This window comes from Alphaproteobacteria bacterium, from assembly GCA_037200005.1.
Classification (GTDB): Bacteria; Pseudomonadota; Alphaproteobacteria; order UBA9219; family RFNS01; genus JBBCGY01.
In genome coordinates this window covers 1811326-1828711 of the sequence record JBBCGY010000001.1, presented here as the reverse complement: position 1 = coordinate 1828711, position 17386 = coordinate 1811326, and the positions used below count along the sequence as shown (strand labels likewise).

At 63.5% G+C, this 17386-nt stretch carries 16 protein-coding genes; 8 read left to right on the top strand and 8 right to left on the bottom strand.

What is annotated here, in order from left to right:
- Positions 1-49: 49 nt before the first annotated feature.
- The gene (locus tag WDO70_09565; protein ID MEJ0063423.1) at positions 50-727 is read right to left on the bottom strand and encodes a glutathione S-transferase family protein; all 678 of its coding nucleotides are present in this window, start codon (positions 725-727) and stop codon (positions 50-52) included.
- 93 nt (positions 728-820) lie between these two features.
- Here WDO70_09565 and WDO70_09560 point away from each other — a divergent pair, with 93 nt between their 5' ends.
- Entirely contained in the window at positions 821-2935 is a 2115-nt protein-coding gene (locus WDO70_09560) for a hypothetical protein (protein MEJ0063422.1), read from the top strand.
- A 6-nt stretch (positions 2936-2941) separates the two neighbouring features.
- Here the strand turns inward: WDO70_09560 and WDO70_09555 are convergent, their stop codons facing one another.
- The 4 genes from WDO70_09555 to WDO70_09540 are packed head-to-tail and all read right to left on the bottom strand — an operon-like array spanning position 2942 to position 9491.
- Positions 2942-5005: a hypothetical protein gene (locus WDO70_09555; GenBank protein ID MEJ0063421.1), complete on the bottom strand. Its 2064-nt coding sequence runs from the start codon at positions 5003-5005 to the stop codon at positions 2942-2944.
- A 9-nt stretch (positions 5006-5014) separates the two neighbouring features.
- A complete protein-coding gene (locus WDO70_09550; GenBank protein MEJ0063420.1) occupies positions 5015-7639 on the bottom strand; it encodes a DUF4159 domain-containing protein in 2625 nt (874 codons plus the stop codon).
- Entirely contained in the window at positions 7636-8523 is an 888-nt protein-coding gene (locus WDO70_09545) for a DUF58 domain-containing protein (GenBank protein MEJ0063419.1), read from the bottom strand. Before WDO70_09545 ends, WDO70_09550 begins: the two co-directional genes overlap by 4 nt.
- Positions 8520-9491, bottom strand: a complete 972-nt coding sequence (locus WDO70_09540) for a MoxR family ATPase (GenBank protein ID MEJ0063418.1) — start codon at positions 9489-9491, stop codon at positions 8520-8522. The genes WDO70_09545 and WDO70_09540 overlap by 4 nt, the downstream gene beginning before the upstream one ends.
- A gap of 362 nt (positions 9492-9853) precedes the next feature.
- On the opposite strand from WDO70_09540, the gene WDO70_09535 reads away from it, so the two are divergent.
- The 3 genes from WDO70_09535 (at position 9854) to WDO70_09525 (ending at position 11032) form a co-directional block, all read left to right on the top strand.
- Positions 9854-10072 (top strand): hypothetical protein, encoded by a 219-nt coding sequence (locus WDO70_09535; protein ID MEJ0063417.1) that lies wholly within the window; start codon positions 9854-9856, stop codon positions 10070-10072.
- A gap of 138 nt (positions 10073-10210) precedes the next feature.
- The gene (locus tag WDO70_09530; protein ID MEJ0063416.1) at positions 10211-10603 is read left to right on the top strand and encodes a hypothetical protein; all 393 of its coding nucleotides are present in this window, start codon (positions 10211-10213) and stop codon (positions 10601-10603) included.
- A gap of 42 nt (positions 10604-10645) precedes the next feature.
- Positions 10646-11032: a hypothetical protein gene (locus tag WDO70_09525; protein MEJ0063415.1), complete on the top strand. Its 387-nt coding sequence runs from the start codon at positions 10646-10648 to the stop codon at positions 11030-11032.
- 12 nt (positions 11033-11044) lie between these two features.
- Here the strand turns inward: WDO70_09525 and gmd are convergent, their stop codons facing one another.
- The 3 genes from gmd to WDO70_09510 form a co-directional block, all read right to left on the bottom strand.
- Positions 11045-12094: a GDP-mannose 4,6-dehydratase gene (gmd, locus tag WDO70_09520; GenBank protein MEJ0063414.1), complete on the bottom strand. Its 1050-nt coding sequence runs from the start codon at positions 12092-12094 to the stop codon at positions 11045-11047.
- 67 nt (positions 12095-12161) lie between these two features.
- Positions 12162-13379 carry a glycosyltransferase family 4 protein gene (locus tag WDO70_09515; protein MEJ0063413.1) on the bottom strand — a complete coding sequence of 406 codons (1218 nt, stop codon included), beginning with the start codon at positions 13377-13379 and terminating at the stop codon, positions 12162-12164.
- Positions 13376-14248 (bottom strand): 4-(cytidine 5'-diphospho)-2-C-methyl-D-erythritol kinase, encoded by an 873-nt coding sequence (locus WDO70_09510; GenBank protein ID MEJ0063412.1) that lies wholly within the window; start codon positions 14246-14248, stop codon positions 13376-13378. The genes WDO70_09515 and WDO70_09510 overlap by 4 nt, the downstream gene beginning before the upstream one ends.
- A gap of 30 nt (positions 14249-14278) precedes the next feature.
- Between WDO70_09510 and WDO70_09505 the strand changes: the two genes are divergently transcribed.
- The 4 genes from WDO70_09505 (at position 14279) to WDO70_09490 (ending at position 17385) form a co-directional block, all read left to right on the top strand.
- A complete protein-coding gene (locus WDO70_09505) occupies positions 14279-15088 on the top strand; it encodes a TIGR00282 family metallophosphoesterase (protein MEJ0063411.1) in 810 nt (269 codons plus the stop codon).
- A gap of 12 nt (positions 15089-15100) precedes the next feature.
- Entirely contained in the window at positions 15101-15460 is a 360-nt protein-coding gene (locus WDO70_09500) for a hypothetical protein (protein ID MEJ0063410.1), read from the top strand.
- Positions 15461-15617: 157 nt separating this feature from the next.
- Complete coding sequence (locus WDO70_09495) at positions 15618-16253, top strand: phosphoribosylanthranilate isomerase (GenBank protein ID MEJ0063409.1); 636 nt, start codon at positions 15618-15620, stop codon at positions 16251-16253.
- A gap of 94 nt (positions 16254-16347) precedes the next feature.
- Positions 16348-17385, top strand: coding sequence for a PfkB family carbohydrate kinase (locus tag WDO70_09490; GenBank protein ID MEJ0063408.1), 1038 nt, complete (start codon positions 16348-16350; stop codon positions 17383-17385).
- The last annotated feature ends 1 nt before the right edge of the window (position 17386 follow it).

Here is a 17386-nt window from a genome sequence, read left to right as displayed (position 1 = left end):
GGCATGAACTCCTGGTGGTCGCGGATGGAGGATTTTTTTGTCTTCTGTTTCAGAAATCGAGATTGGCATAATGCTCCGGCGGCGGGAAACCTGCAATATGGTCCGCCAGCAGCGGGCGGAAGGAAGGCCGGGATTTGAGGCGCGCATACCAGTCGCGCGCCGCCAGATGCCCCGTCCACGGCACGTCGCCGAGATAATCGAGCGCCGAAAGCTGCGCGGCGGCGGCAAGGTCGGCGAGCGTCAGCGCGTCGCCCGCCAGCCAGTTGCGGCGTTCGGTGAGCCACGCGATATAGTCGAGATGGTAGTGAATGTTGGCGTAACCGGCCCGCAAGGCCTGGCTGTCCGGCTCGCCGCTGCCCGAGAGCCGCTTGAAGGCTTTCTCGTCGAGCAGATTCTGAGTGACCTCGCGGTGGAATTTGCGCTCGAACCAGCCGATCAGCCGGCGCACCTCCGCTTTGGCCTCAGGCGTCTGGCCGAGCATCGGCGCGGCGGTCACCGTTTCCTCGATATATTCGACGATCGCCGTGCTGTCGCACAGCACGCGCTCGAGGATGCCGTCGACGGCGATCATGACCGGCACTTCGCCCGCCGCGTTGAGCGCCATGAATTCCACCCGCCGCTGCCAGGGCTTTTCCGCCACCAGCTCGAACGGCAAATTCTTCTCGGCCAGCAACAGGCGGATTTTGCGGCTGAAGGGATCGAGAGGGTGATGATAAAGGCGGTACATCGGGCGGATGACAGGGGGTGAAAGTCTTGAAACAGTATGTCATATTGCTCGCCCTGTCATCTGGCATCTGTTTTCCGTCAACTGATTTCCGCAATGCTGACCCTGCCGAAAATTCTTGTTCCATGGCGCGACCGCGCCGTTTTTTGCGCGCTCGCGGCGCTGGGGGCGCTCATGGTCGCCCGCTATGCCGGGGCCGAGCGCATTTTTTATTTTTGGGATCATGCGCTCTATCCGCAGTGGGCGTTCGACTCTTTCATGGCGTTCGAGAACGGCTTCGCCGGCGGCGCCCGGCATATTCTGGCTTCGCTGAACGACGATTACGGCCGGCTTTACACGCTTGGCGCCATGCCGTTCTTCGCGCTTTGGGGGCCGTCGCGGCTGGTTTATCTGCTCGCGAATTTCACCGTCTATGGGCTGGGGCTGGCGCTGGTGCTGGGGGGAATAACGGCGCGCCTTGCCGGTTATTCCTATTGGCGGGCGGCGTGGATTTCGCTGCTCGCGCTGCTGGGCGCGGCTTTCGTCTGGATTCCGCTGGTCGAAGGCTATCCGGATATCGGCGGCATGGCGATTTTCGGGCTGGCGTTTTTGTGGCTCATGCGCGATTGGCCGCAACCGGGCTGGCGGGCCTGGGTTGGCGCGGGCTGCGCGCTGGCGATATCGATTTTGTTTCGCAGGCATTTCCTCTATCCCACGGCCTGTCTTTTGCTCGGTGCCGGGCTGACGCAAATCTACTGGCTTTGGCGCGCCGGAGAAAAGCCCCGCGCGATTCTCAAAGCGGCGGCGCTCGGCGCGCCGCTGACGCTCGCTACCGGCGCGGCTTTGCTGTATGCGCTCGCGCCGGAGTTCGTCATCCGGCTCGTGACCGCCAATTATCCGGCGCTGTATGCGTCTTATCCCGAAGAAGCCGTCCCCTTGTTCGACAAGCAGGTCATGCTGGTAGGGCCGTTCTCGATCATGGCCGCCTGCGCCGGATTCTGGATTTTCTGGAAGAAGCATGCCGAAGCGAGGGCGCGGCTCTCGCTGCTGATCGCCGTGACGGTTCTGTGGGGAATCCTGTGGTTCGGATTCGTGCGCTTCGGCGGCAAGCATTACCTCATGCATATCCTGCCCATCGTGATTCCGCTCGGATGGATCATGCTGCTGCATGAATTATGGGCGGGCGAACGGCGCGAGCGGCGCGTCATCGCCGCGCTGACCGGACTTCTGCTCGCTGTTCAAGCATGTTTGTGCTTCTGGTTCGGCGATCTGTTGCTGCCGAATGCCGAGCGCCGCCCGCTGACGGGTTTTTTCGCCGCATCCGCGCCGCCGCCCATACGGGGGGACGGAGCCGAGATCGTCAATCTGGTCAATTATCTTCACGCCACCACCGGCGCGGACGACCGCATCGCCGTTCTGGCCTCGTCGCATCTGTTCAATCAGGACATGCTGGTCGATGCCGACCGCAGGCGGCGGGAGCAATCGGCGCTCGCCGGGGCGCGGCTGCCGATCATACCGATGCCCGAAGTGGATCGGCGCGACCCCCTGCCGCTCAACACCATCGCCCAGGCGAATGTCCTGGTGCTCGCCATCCCGCCGCAATACCATCTTGGCCGCAAAGGGCAGATCGTGGTGGACAGCGCGGTCGAGGCGCTGACCATGCGCAAGGAATTCGGCGAGCTGTGGCGGCAGGACAAGCAGCAATTTCCGCTCGACGCCGGGGTGACGGTTTTCGTTTACCGGCTCGTCGCGCCCTGGACGCCCGCGGCCCGGCTGAAGGCGATGCGGCTTTTGAGCGAACTCGCCGCGCCTTCCGGCTCGGCGCGGCAGGATTGGGTCACGATCCGCGCCGATACCAACAGCCGCATCGCGACCGACGCTCAATTCCGCACCGCGATGATCGGCGGCGCCGTCGCGGCCAGCGGCGCGAAGCCGTTCCAGGCCTGGCTGATGCTGCCGCTGCCGGCGAATCCCTATGCGCTGGGGGGCAAGCTGGCGGGCCAGTCCGGCTGCTCCTTCTCGGCGCAATTGCGGCAGACGGACGGCGATGGCGCGACGCTGAGTCTGAAAGATATCGCGTTCAGGCCGGACGGAACTTTCTTCCTGCCCGTTCCGGAAACGGCAGCCCAGGAATTCTATCTGCAGCTGGAGATCAGCGCCGCGCCGATGAAAAACCGCATGATGTGCAATTTCTCCGTCGAGGATTTGCAGGTGGCGGTGAAGCGGAACTGATGATCATCACTTCCCTTCTTTTCTCCAGGCCAGCATGGCCGTCGCGGCGATCATGACGACCCAGGCCCAGGCGGGCAGCAGTTCCTCGGCCTTCATGCCCGCGACGATGCTCTGGCCGTTGCGGCGCAGCCCGAGCCAGCCGTCGCCCGCATGGCGCGCGCGCGGCGCGGTGCGGCGTATCTCCACGCCCTGGGGATGATCCGCGAGCCAGAAAATCCCGCCGCCGCTCGCTTCGGCCAGCGGGCGCAGGATGTCGCCGGTCGCGCGCAAATCCTGAAGCTCCTTGGCGTCGGGATTGCCCGCCGCGATGATCTGCTCGCGGCCGTCATGATGCAGCTGATACATGCCGGGCGCCGCGAGCGCCACCGAAGCCTCGGCGGCATCGCCCGCTTCATTCGGCGTCAGCGCGATGTCCTGCGTCGAGCCGTCGGGCGCGGTAAGCGCCGCGCTGTCTTGCGCGGGCGCGCCGCCGGGGCGCTTGATGACGAGCCGGTAGCCTTCATTTTCTTCCACGACGCTCAGCTGCAAAAGCCCTTCTTCCAATTCCGGCTCCTGCATCAGCCAGTGGGCGAGACGGCGCATCAATTCGACATGCGGGCCGCCGCCCTCATGCCCGTGCGCCCACAGCCATATTTGGTCGCTGGTCAGCTGCGCGACGCGCCCCTTGCCGACGCGGTCGAGCACCAGCAGCGGCAGGCCGCCCGCGCCCGTCATCAGCACCTGGCCGCGCGCCGCCTTGGTCTCGGTCTGGCGGTACCACGGCCCCCAATGATCGGCGGTTTCGAGCCGCGCGGTGACGGGGTGAATTTTCCCCGCTTCCGCCAGAGCCGGGACGAAACGCTCCTCGCGCAACGCCCCATCCACCGGCTCGGCGGGCAGGATGCGGGACAGCGGCGTCCGGTACAGGCTTTGCGCGGTGACGTAAGACGGCCCGCTGGCGTCCAGGAACGCGCCGCCTTCCTCGACATAGCGCGCGATATTGTCGAGATAATTCATTGGCAGCATGCCCTGCTTGCGGAAGCGGTCGAAGACGATGAGGTCGAAGCTCTTCAGTTTCTCCTCGAACAATTCGCGCACCGGAAAGGAGATCAGCGCCAGTTCGTGAACCGGCGTCGAATCCATCTTCTGCGGCGAGCGCAGGATGGTGAAATGCACCAGATCGACCGACGGGTCCGATTTCAGCAGATTGCGCCAGGAGCGCTCGCCCGGATGCGGCTCGCCGCTCACCAGCAGGACGCGCAGCCGCTCGCGCACGCCCCGCACCTTGACAACGGCGCGGTTATTGGCGAGCGACAGATCGTTCGGCGCGGGTTCGGCGCTCAGGATGAAAATATTGTCGCCCGCGTGGGCCAGCGGCAGGTCGACCGCCATCTCCTTGCCGACGGCCGCCGCGATGGTTCTTTCCGTGCCGTCCGCGCCGCGCAAGGTGACGAGCGCTCTCTCCGTCTGCTGGCGCGGCTTGTCGATGATTTGGAATTTCAGCGTGACGGTCTGCCCGACGAGGCCGTAATGCGGCACCTCGGTCATCAACAGGCGGCGGTCTTCCTCGCCGCGCTTTCCCGTCAGCAAAACATGCGCCGGGCCGAGATTGCCGAGCTGCGGCATGAGGCCGTCGATATCGTGCGCCTCGCCGTCGGTGACGGCAACGATCCCGGCGCGGCGCTCCGGCGCGACATCGGCGAATCCCTGCAGCATTTCCGCGCCGAGCGCGGTGACGTCGCGGCCTTTGACCCGAATCTCGCGCCATTCGAGATCGGGCTGCGCGTTCAGCGTCTCGCGCAGCTTCGGTAGCAGCGTTGCCATTTGTTCCTTGCGCGGCGGCAGGTTCTGACTCTGGCTTTCATCCACCAGCAGCAGCGCGACATCCTTGACCGGCTGCAGCAAGGCGTGCTGCGCGATGGGATGCGCGAGCGCGCCCAGCAGCAGCGCGAGGCTCAGAAACCTCCAGAACCATCCCTTCGATTTTCCGCGCAGCGCGAAAAAGCAAAGGATCAGCCCGAGCGCGCCGAAGACCCCTATAAGCTCGATGGGAATCAGCGGCGCGAAATCGATGGTGAGGTGTTCGGTCATGGAAATTCGCTACCGCCTCAACCGTTCCAGGATCGCCGAGACGTGAATCTGGTCGGATTTGTAATTGCCGGTCAGGGCGTAGACGACCATGTTGACGCCGCAGCGGAAGGCAAGTTCGTTCGTCCTGGCGTCGCGTGCGCCTTCGGCCCAGGCGGTCGCCCAGTCGTAGCTGCCGACGAAGACGGCGGGCACGCCGTCCTGCCGTCCGGATACGTCGCTTTCGCTCCAGAAGGTGCCGACGGGCGTGCGCCCATGGCAGTCGTCGAGCAGGTAAAAGCTGCGCAGCAGCGGATGACCGGCGGCGACGGGAGCCAGCATCGGCAACTCGATTCCCGAAGCTTTCAGAGCGGCATTGTCTTCCGCCTCGCCGGGAAGGTCGATCACCAGCATGCCGCCGAGCGCGAAATAATCCTGCAATTTCCGCTGTGCCGCCGCGCTGAGTCCGGGGTCTTGGGCGAGCGGCCAATAGAGCAGCGGAAAAAAGCTGAGATCGTCGGTCTCGAGATTGACCCGCTTGGCGTCGATCTGCTCCAGCGTGGTTTTCATCTTAAGGCGCTGCGCCAGCGCCAAAAGACCGGCCCGCGCGGTCTCGGCGCGCCCGCCCGCGCCGTTCTCGACCGCGCCGAGCCAGGTCTTCGCCGTCATCGCGACGCCGTTCGCGCTATCGGCGGCTTGCGCCGCATGGGGCATGACCAGCATGGCCAGCATGAGCGCGAGCGCGGCGAAGCGCGGCATCATCATCAAGCCGCGCAGCCGCAGCGCCAGTCCCATATCGGCCAGCAGCAGCAGCATGGCGAGCGCGAGCAGCCACGGCCGCGCTTCGATATTGCCGTAGCCGGCGGGCAATTCCCGCGCCGACGGCAAAGCCAAAGGCTCGAACGCGGCGGACATCGCGCCTAAATTAAAGGCGCGCAAGCCCGCCCTGGGGCCGTAAATGCCGGGCGGATGCTCGGGCGCGGGCGTAAAATTTTGCTGCTGCTCGACGGACAGAGCGCCCAGTGAAGGCGGCGGCGCGGCCAGCATGCCCATGCCGTCCATGACTTGAAACGGCATCAGCGGCGCATTGCCCGCCGCCACCGTGCCGGTGACCGCAAGCTCGATCAGCCGCTCCAGCATCGGCACCAGCAGCCCCGAAAGCGGCAGATTCGACCAATCGGGGCTGGCCGGAACGTGGAACAGAACCACCGTGCCGCGTCCCCGCGTGGCGCCCGTCACCAGCGGCGTGCCGTCTTTCAGCAGCGCCCAGGCTTGATCCGGCCCAAGGCCGGATGGATCGGCGAGCAACTGGCGGCTGACCGCGATATCGGACGGCACGGCCAGACCGGCGAAAGGACTCTTCGCGGGAAAATCCTGAAGCGGCTGCGGCGTCTCCCAACTCAGCGCGCCGCCGAGATTGCGCGCCGCTTCGCGCAGCGGCACCGGCAGCAGCGTCTCGTCGTCCTGGCGCAGTTCCGGCCCGGCGAACTGGATCAGAACGCCGCCGCGTTCGACCCAGGCGGCGAGCCGCGCCCGCTCGTCGGCAAGCAAGGCGCGGTCGCCCGCATTGACGATGACGCTGTGATTTTTATCGAGCAGGTCTTCGGCGGAGCCGATCAGCACGTCATGATGCCCTTCAAGAGCTTGCTCAAGATAATGCAGGCCGCTGAGCAGCGGCTGGCCCTTTTTGCTCACCTCGTCGCCGATCAGGCCGACGGCGGCGCGGCGGAAACGCCCGTCCAGCAGCAAAACCGCGCCCGCGCCGCGCTTGCCCGCCAGCGTCAATTTGGCGGCCCGGTTGCGCAAATCGGCCGGCATCGGCAGCGCGGCGGCGGCGGTCTTGTCCTTTTCCTTGAACAGCGCATTGCCGACGGTCAGAACCTGCCCCGCCATGTCGCGGACTTCGACGGCAACATTGTCTTCCTTGCCGGTGGCGAGCCGCTCGACCGTCGCGGTCAAATCCTTGGCGGCGGGTTCCCGCATCGGGCGCAGCAGAAAAATCTGGCGCGGGTCTCGATAGATGTCGAGCGCGCCATGGCTCAGGAAATCATGAAGCTCCTGGCTGCCTTCATGGCGCAGCCCGTCATTAAGCCAAAAACCGTGCGCGTCGGCGGGCAATTTTTCCTTCAGTATGGCGAGCGCCGCCTTATGATCGGCGGGCCATGGCTGCGGCGCGAGCTCGCGCAGATGCTGGCAGGCGGCGAGCGCGGGCTGCGGGCCGATGGCTTCAAGCTCGCCATGCCTGCGGGCGGGCGCGGTCGGGAGGATCAGAAGGTCGCGTTTCTCGCGTTCGGCTTCGGAGCATAATTTCTCAAGCCAGCCCTGCCATGACGGCCAGGCTTCGGCGGCGGCCCAGCCATTATCGATGACGACGGCCATCGCGCCCGTGCCGGACAGCGTGGCGGGCGGCACCCAGACCGGGCGCGCCAGGCCGACAATGATCAGAGCGAGAGCGGCGAGCCGCAGCAGCAGCAGCCACCACGGCGTATGGGCGGGAGTCTGCGCTTGCGGCGCGACGTCGCGCAACAATTCGAGCGCCGGAAATACCTGCCGCTTCGGGCTGGGCGGAATCAGCCGCAGCAGCCACCACAGCACCGGCAGCGCCAGCAGCGCCCAGAGCACGATAGGATAGGTAAAAGTGAGGGCGGCGAAACTCATGGCTGGGCGCGCAGTTCGGCTGCAAACAAATGATAAAGCCGCCCGACGCATTCCTGCGGCCTGTGGTCGGTGCGGTGCAGCGTGACGTGCCAGCCGACGGCGCGCGCGAGTTCGTCGAGCCGCGCCTGACGCGCCGCGAGCTTCTCGCGATAGGCCGCCGTCCAGTCCTCGAATTTCGGCGCGAGCAGGGGCGCTTCGCTCTCGCAGCCGGTCAGCAGCACGCGCCCTTTCCACGGCGGGTCGATTTCCGCCGGGTCGAGAATCTGCACGATCTGCCCCCGGCAGCCTTGCCCAGCCCACAGCGCGAACAGATCCCGCCACGGCTCGAGCGGCGACAGGAAATCGGATACGACCAGGGCGGCGGCATGGCGCGGCATCGGCAGCTTCGGCGGCAGGGCGCCGCCGCCCTGCAACAGCGCCAAGGCCAAATGCGGCAAGGCGCTGGTGCCGCGATAGCGGCGCGACGGCTCGTCGAGCAGCGCGACCTGCTCTCCCGCTTCCAGAGCCAGCTGCGCGATCGCCAGCGCGACGACCACCGCGCGCGATCCTTTGCGCGGCAGGCCGGGGCGGCTCATCCAATCCATCGAGGCGGTGCGGTCGACCCACAGCATCAGCGTCTGCGCCGCTTCCCACTCTCTTTCGCGAATGAAAAGATGCGCGCTGCGCGCCGATTGCCGCCAATCGATATGCCCGGCATCGTCGCCCGGCTGATAGCGGCGGAATTGCCAGAAGGCCTCGCCCGCGCCGACCCGGCGTCGTCCATGCGCGCCATGCCGCGTCAGCGACGCCACCCGCTCGGCGGCGATCAGCAGTTCGGGGAGGCCAGCCGCAAGCTGCGCCGCGTGATGACTCGCTTTAAGCGCGCGCTGCTGGACAGTGCTCATGGGGCGATGGTGCGGGCGAGCCTGTCGAAAACCGCCGCCATCGTCACGCCTTCGGCGCGGGCGGCGAAATTGAGCGCGAGACGATGCTGCAAGGCGGGGGCCAGCAGCGCCAGCACATCATCGAGCGAAGGGGACAGCCTGCCGTCGAGCAGGGCGCGCGCCCGCGCCGCCAGGCTTAACGCTTGAGCGGCGCGCGGCCCAGGACCCCAGGCCAGATTCTGCTTGATGAAATCGTCGGTCGCGGTTTCGGGCCGCGCCGCGCGCACCAGTTTCAGAATGCCGTCCACGACTTGATCGCTGATCGGCAGGCGGCGCACCAGATTCTGCGCGGCGCGCAATTCATCCGCCGTCAGGCAAGCCGGAAGATTGATCTCGCTCGCGCCGGTCGTCGCGATCAGCATTTGCCGTTCGGCGGCAAGGTCGGGATAGGGCACGGTAATCTGCAGCAGAAAGCGGTCGAGCTGCGCTTCCGGCAGGGGATAGGTGCCCTCGTGATCGACCGGATTCTGCGTGGCGAGAACATGGAACGGCTCCGGCAGCGGGCGATCCTGCCCCGCCACCGCCACGCGATGCTCCTGCATCGCCTGCAGCAGCGCCGACTGCGTGCGCGGGCTGGCGCGGTTGATCTCGTCCGCCATCAGAAGCTGGCAGAAGACCGGCCCCGGGATGAAACGGAAATTGCGCTTGCCCTGCTCGCCTTCCTCCAGCACTTCGGAGCCGATGATGTCGGACGGCATCAGATCGGGCGTGCATTGGATGCGCCGGCTCTGCAGGCCGAGGACGTGGCCGAGCGAGATCACCAGCTTGGTCTTGGCGACGCCCGGCATGCCGACCAGCAGAACGTGCCCGCCGCTCAGAATCGCGGTAAGGCATTGCCGGATGACGGTATCCTGGCCGAATACCGCGCGCTTGAGCTGTCCCTCGGCGTCGCGCAGTTTGCGCGCGGTCTGTTCGAGTTCCTGAACGATGTCCTGGCTGTTTTGCGTCGGCACGGCGGCGATGGTCACGGCGATGTTTCCCTGTCCTGCTTTACCCGGATGTTAATTAAGCAGAATTGGCCGCAGGGCGAAAGCGGATATTAGGACTGGCCTGCCAAGCCGTAGCGAGCGTGGCAACCAATCCGCCTTTGCCCTTCGGGCTGCGGCGTGACAGCCTTTGCTCGCTTGCGCTCGCGAAGGCTGGGAAAAATCCCTTGACTTTTTCTCTGTCGCGGGGTATAGACAATCCCCAGGGGCCTTGCGCCCAAAACCCGCCGGACCGCATCGTTCAGGCGGGTTTTTTATTGGCCGGTACGGGCCGGTCCCCAATAATTGCCGAAAGGATTTGCCCCATGATGCCGGAATTGCAACGGCTTGAGGAACGAAGAAAGGCGTTGTGCCGGGAAGCCGAAAACACGGCTTTTTCGTATTATATCCGCAAGGGCCGGGTTCCGCCCGTTCTGACCGAAATCATCATGATCGTTTCGTCTATGGAGACACTGGAACAATACGCCGCGAAATATAGCCCAGACCAGCCGCGCGTCCCGGCGGGCAATCCCGACGGCGGATAGTGGACGGATGGGGGCGGGGGAGGCGGTAGGGGACAAGTTGGTCGGCCTTCGAGAAGTCTGCGCCCCCGTGTATTACGGACAGCACCCGACCCGATTACCGAAAAACGGGCAACCGCTATTTATGGGGAAACGTCCGGCTTGACGCCGCAGCTGATCGATCCCAAAAAGAGCCCATATAATCCGTCTAATTGGGACAAAGATTCGGCAAATAAACTGCATGCTGCCAAAGTCTATGTGGGCATTGTTTCCGACAGAAATCCTTTAGTCCACTATGACAAACCCCGCAATGCGGATAACAGTATCGAGGCTTATGCGTGGGGCCGCGCTGTTGAAGCCGCTATCGATGCTGCGGATGGAACGCGGCTTGATCTCCGTGTGACCAATTTTTTTCTCAGACAAGAAGGCGAAGGACGGCAAACACCCCCTTGGCTTGGCCTGACACGATACTTAAGCCTCGGGCCCTTCAACAATGCAGGTGGCGGAGATGTTCCCGAAGGATTAAACACATACATTGATTTTTATGGGAAGTAGCCTCATACAAATCTTTCCTCAACCTGCATGGGCTGGTTTTGAATGCGCAGGCTTTTTTGGGCATCCCTCGTGTTGCTTGTCAGCTTTCCGTCCCATGCCGACGGCGGCGCCTGCCGTCAGGATAAGCGCGTTATGGCTCCTTGCCGTTCTTTGCAGGCCACGGTGAGCGTGAGAGCCAATCTGCGCCCCTACATGCGTCCTGAGGGCACGGGAAAGCGACTCGCTCTTGCCCTTGAATCCAATGCTGTCGATACGCGCTATCTCATGCCGGACAATCTCGCCGCTGTTTTAGATGTCGATCATAATGTTTCAGGAAAATTTGAGGTTTGTCCTTTTACGGTTGCACGAAAAGGGGTGCAACAGACCGTGTGCATAGCCAAGGCAGATAACCTTATTGTCCGCGCAAATGGCGTCAGAAATACAAAATAAACTATCAGCCTCTTAAGACACCCGCGCCAGTTTGGCCGCAGGAGCCTTATCCGCGACGCGGGCGAGGTCGGCTTCCATCATGTTCTGCGCCAGCGTTTCGAGCGGCATGCGGCTTTCCCAGCCCAGCTGCCGCTTGGCCTTGGCGGGATCGCCGAGCAGCAGATCGACTTCGGCGGGGCGGTAGAATTGCGGGCTGACCCGTACCCAGGCCTTGCCGCTGCGGCGGTCGATGCCGGTTTCATCGACGCCCTTGCCTTGCCAGACGATATCGGCGCCCGCGCCGTGCGCAGCCAGCTCGATGAAATGGCGGATCGTATGGGTCTTGCCGGTGGCCAGCACGTAATCGTCGGGCGTATCCTGCTGCAGCATGCGCCACATGCCTTCGACATAATCCCCGGCGAAGCCCCAGTCGCGCTGGGCGTCGAGATTGCCGAGCGTCACGCAATCCTGAAGCCCGGCCTTGATGGCGGCGAATCCGGCGGTCACCTTGCGGGTGACGAATTCGATGCCGCGCAGCGGCGATTCATGGTTGAACAGAATTCCGGAGCAGGCGAACAGATTGTAGGATTCGCGGTAATTGATCGTGATCCAGTGGCCGTAAAGCTTGGCCGCGCCATAGGGGCTGCGCGGATAAAACGGCGTGTCCTCGCTTTGGGGAACCGCCTGCACCTTGCCGAACATTTCCGAGGTCGATGCCTGGTAGAATTTTGTCTTCGGGCTGAAGACGCGGATCGCGTCCAGCATCCGCGTCACCGACAGGCCGTCGAGATCGCCGGTATAAATCGGCTGCTCGAACGAGGCGGCGACGAAGCTTTGCGCCGCGAGATTGTAAAGCTCGTCGGGCTTGGTCTGGCTGATGACATTCTGCACGCTGAGCTGGTCGGTCAACTCCATGCATACCAGCTCAACTTGCTCGGCGATGCCGAGCGCTTCGAGCCGCCAGAAATTAGGCGTGCTGGTGCGGCGATAGGCGCCGTAAACTTTGTAACCCTTGGTCAGCAGCAGTTGCGCCAAATAAGCGCCATCCTGGCCGGTAATGCCGGTAATCAATGCGGTCTTCATCCTTCAAATCCTCTTTAACGAATCAGCGGCCAAGGGGGGCAATTAGTCGCATGGCCTTCACAAGAATTCAAGATTTGCCTGTTAAATATCCTGCATACGTTTCAAGATTCCATAGCTTTTCCGCATCTTCGGCGGCGCGGACGCCGAGCTTTGCCGCGAAAGCCGGGTCGGTGCGCAGGCGGCGAAGGCATGCGGCGGCCTCGTCGGTGTCGGGCTCGGCCCAGTTTTGCGCGGCGTGGTCATAGGTGCGCTGCGGATCATGCGCGGGCGCGAGGCGGTAGCCGACAGGGCAGGAATTCTCCGCATTCATGAAATCCATATTGCCCGACCAGCCGGTCGCCACGACGGGCTTGCCGCGCCGCATCGCTTCGGCGGGAACCAGCCCGAACCCTTCCGCGCGGTGCAGCGAGAGAACGGCGTCGCATTCTTCGATCAGCGACGAGGTTTCCGCCGCGGTGAAAGTCTTGTCCATAAGCCGGATATTGGCTGCGTCGCCGATAGCGCGGCGCAATTCCTCCAGGCCCTCGGGATAATGCTGCCCGTTGACGGTCTTGATCAGCAGCATGCAGCCCGGATCGTCGCCGAAAGCTTTTTTGAACGCCTCGACCGCGCCGAGCGGATTCTTGCGCGTGAATCCAGAAGCCATGTTGAACATGGTCAGCGCCGCGAAGACGCCTTTCGGCTTGACCCAGGGCCGCGCTTCGGGCGGCGATGCTTCGCCTTTGACGACCGGCAGCGGCGTCACCTTGACCGGCAAGGCGGTGTGACGGGCGATGGCATCGGCGGTGAAGCGGCTCAATCCCCATATCTCATGCGCGAACGGAAGTCCCCAGCGCCAGTCGGCGGGAATATCCGGCAATTCCCAGGCCCAGCAGGCGATGATTTTCTTGCCGCGCACCAGCCGCCGTCCGAGGAGCCATAGCGCCAGCGGCACATAGGGCGCGTTGATATGCAGCACGAGCGTGCCGGGGCCATAGGCGTCGCGTCCTTCGCGCCATGCGGTTTGCGGGAAATCCGCGCCCTGCATCAGGGCTTTGGACAAATCGATACCGCGCGCGTCGAGTCCCGCCGTCTGGAAGGCTTGCAGCGCAAGCCGCGCCCATTCTCCAAGGCCGGTCGCCGCCGCCAGAGGCCCGACCACGATCACCGGCGCGCCCGGCGGAATGATGGGGTTCCGGTCCGGACGTGGCGCGAAAGCCGACGAGAGGCGAAACAGAATCTCGCGCCGCCATGCGGGCGGGAAACGCTGCCAGATTTTATGGGCAAGTGTCCGGGGCGATATCATGAATCCGCGAACGGCACGACGCCGCTTTGCACCCACCAATCGGGATGCTGTTTCTGCAAGGCCGCCGCCGCCGCGCCCGCCAGTGCCGCGGTTTCATAAAGCCCGAAGCAGGTCGCGCCGCTGCCCGACATGCGCGCGAGCAGGCAATCTTGCGTCGCCGCCACCGCGTTCAGGCAGTCGGCTATAGCAGGGGCGAGTTCGATGGCGGGCGCGTAGAGATCGTTGCGGCGGGTCTTCAGCGCCGCGATCAGGTCTTGCAGCGTCGCGGCTGGTTCCAAACGGGCAGGGGGCGAGAAATCGCCCTGCCGCCGCTTGAATACGGCGGGCGTCGGCACCGACAGGCCGGGATTGGCGAGCACGATCCCGGTGCGCGGTAAATTGGGGGCGGGATCGAGCTCGTCGCCGATATTGCGGAAATAGCAGGGGCGGCGCAGCAGGCAGGCGGGGATATCCTGCCCCAGCCCACGCGCGATTTCGTGCAGCGGCAGGGTTTCCGGCCGTAAATTCCAGAAGCGAGCGAGCGCCAGCAAGGCCGCCGCCGCGTCGGTCGAGCCGCCGCCGATGCCCGAGGCGATGGGAAGATTTTTTTCGAGCGTGATTTTGAAGTTTAGCGGTTTCTTCGCCGCCAGAGCCAGGGTTTTCGCGGCGCGGACGGCCAGATTGCCTTCAGGGTTCTCGCCCGCAAGGCTCGCCGCCATCGGCCCCGTCAGCGCGAATTCGAAGCGATCCGCCGCCTCGACCGCGATCCGGTCGCCGATATCCGCGAACGCTACCAGACTGTCGAGCAGATGATAGCCGTCCTCCCGCCTGCCGGTGACATGGAGGTATAGGTTGATCTTTGCCGGGGCGAACATAGTTATGGTATGCATCGAGACTGCATAGCTTAGAGTGGGATTGACGTGAATATACTTTTTATCGGCGACATCGTGGGGCGCTCCGGGCGCGAGGCGGTCGCGGCGCATCTGCCGCGCCTTAAGGAGAAATTGCGCCCGGACATCATCATCGCCAATGCCGAGAACGCGGCGGCGGGCTTCGGCGTGACGCAAAAGCTGGCGCGGGAGTTTTTCGCCCTCGGCATTCATTGCCTGACCACCGGCAACCATGTGTGGGACCAGAAAGAGCTTTTGGGGCAAATTCATCAGGAGCCGCATTTGCTGCGCCCGCTTAATTACCCCGAAGGCACGCCGGGGCGGGGCGAAACCGTCATCACGACGGCGGCGGGAAAGAAAGTGCTGGTCGCTAATCTCATGGGGCGGCTTTTCATGGAGGCGCTCGACGATCCGTTCGCCTCGGCGCAAAAGCTTCTGGCGACCCATCGGCTGGGCCATTCGGTCGATGCGATCTTCATCGATTTCCATGCCGAGGCCAGTTCGGAGAAAATGGCTTTCGGGCATTATCTGGATGGGCGCGTCAGCGCCGTGGTCGGCACCCATACTCATATTCCGACGGCGGACGCCTTTATTCTCCCCGGCGGCACGGCCTATCAGACGGACGCGGGCATGTCCGGCGATTATGACAGCGTGATCGGCATGAAAAAAGACGTGCCAGTCGCCAAATTCACCCGTAAACTGCCGACCGAGCGCATGACTCCCGCTGAAGGCGAGGCGACTTTGTGCGGTGCGTTCATAACCACGGATGATCGCACCGGGCTTGCATCCTCAATCCGCCCCATCCGCGCCGGGGGTAGATTGGCTCCCACGGAAGACTGAAAGAGAGGTACCATGACAATGCGCATCCTGCTTATCCTGGCTCTGGGTTTGTTCAGCCGCGCCGTCTGTGCGGGCGAATACAGCGACCTGGAGAAAAAGCACTTTTTATTATTCAGCAGTCATCTGACCGGCAGCAAGATTACCATGGAGAATATCAGCGAGGTTCCGCCCGCGGACGTGGTTGAGCGCATGCTCAAAAGCACCCTCAATCTGAAAGGCAGGCCTTGCGCCGAAATCGTCAGCATCGCGCATGAAATCGTGCCTGACGGCAAGCCCCCGCTTTATGAAATCGTTTGCATCGTTCCCGAAGCCAAGGGCGCCCAGAAAGTCTATTGGATCGATTACGTGACGGGTTCCATCCAGGAACCATAGGATGTATTCTCAATTGCGCCATAATGGGCTGCAAATACAGATTTTCTGCGCTTCCGGTGCTCACGTACATTTAAGGTACGCTGCGCGCCGGTGCTCGAAAACCTGCATTTTCGCCTCATTCTGACGCAATTGAAAACACATCCTCGAGTTCAAATTCATGCCGGTCAAAGTAAAAATCTGCGGCATTAACGATCCTCAAAGCCTGACGGCGGCCATCGGCGCGGGCGCGCATTATGTGGGGCTGGTTTTCCATCCGCTTTCGCCGCGCGCAGTGACGCTTGAGCAGGCGGCTCAGCTCGCGAGGCTGGCGGCGGGAAGAATCCAGATCGCCGGGCTGTTCGTCGATCCCGATGACGCGGCGCTGCAAGCCGCATTGCGGCATGTTCCGCTCGATTGGCTGCAGCTGCACGGTTCGGAAGCGCCGCGCCGCGTGGCGGCGATCAAGGCCGCGACCGGCGCGAAAATCATCAAAGCGGTCAAGATCGCGGCGGCGGAAGATTTCGCCGCCGTCGCCGATTACGCGCCGCTGGCCGATCAGCTGCTGTTCGACGCCAAGCCCGCGCCCGGCGCTTCTTTGCCCGGCGGCAACGCGGCGGCGTTCGACTGGCGGCTTCTGGCCGGGCGGACATTTCCCCGGCCCTGGATGCTGGCGGGCGGGCTGACGCCCGACAATGTCGCAGAGGCCGTCGGCATCAGCGGGGCGGCGCAGGTGGATGTTTCGTCCGGCGTGGAAGACAGGCCGGGCGTCAAGAATCCAGCCAAAATCGCCGCCTTTTGCGCCGCTATTGGTTAATGAAAGCATAAACCGCTTTGACGTGCGGTAGGCGCAAAGGCTATAACAGCGGCCTAGGGCGCATGCGCCAATATTCGATTTGAAGGGATACTTTATGCCGATCAAGCCCAAGGTCATCATCGCCGGCGCCATCAGTTACGATCATATCTTCTATCTCCAGCGCCTGCCCTGGACGGACGAGATCATGAAAGCCAATAAGGACGGGGTCTTTCCCGGCGGCAAGGGCTTGAACCAGGCCGTCGCCAGCGCCGCCTATGGCATGCCGACTTATCTGGTCGGTAAGACCGGCGAAGACGCGGAAGCCTTGAATTTGCGGAAATATCTGAAGGAGCAGGCGGTTGGCCTCAAATATGTCGGCAAAACGCCCATGGCGCCGACCGGCAAGGCCTTCGTGCAAAGCGTGGGCGACCATCATTCCGTGACGATGGCGGCCAATTCCGCGAACGATCATCTGACGAAGGAGGATGTCCGCGAAGTGCAGATCAATCCCGGCGACGTCGTGGTCGGCCAAACGGAGATATCGAGCGATATTCTCATCGCTCTTTTCGAGAAGAGCAAGGCCAGGGGAGCCAAGACCGTCCTGAATTTCGCGCCGGCGAAAAAACTGCCCACCAAACTCCAGGCGCTGACGGATATCATCGTCGTCAACGAGCGCAACCTTTCGATCATAGTCAAGGGAACCGATTTCGCGCTCGCCGAGGCCACGCCGAACGAGCTCGCGGGCTGTGCAAGAACGCTGCTCCTCCATCCGGAAAAGCAGGATGTCGTCCTGATCCGCGGCGAGCACGGCCTGATCGCCATCACCGGCCAGCGCGGCCTGATCCTCAAGTCGGAAGTGGACGCCAATAACGTGGATGTCACCGGCATGGAAGATTGCGTGATCGGCAATCTGGCCGCCAGCATCGCCGATGAGAAGAGCATGAGGGTCGCGCTCACCTTCTCCGCCGCCGCTGGCGCCATCGCCAGGGAAGGCCAGGGCGCCGGCACGGCCATGCCAAAGCAGAATGAGGTGGTGAACAGGCTAAACAGTTCCGCGAAGCCTGCTTCGCGTTCCGTGCCTCCTCCCGTTAGACCCAACGGCGTGCCGGGCATCCCGCGGGGAAATCCGCCTGATTCTTCTACCCCGACTTAAT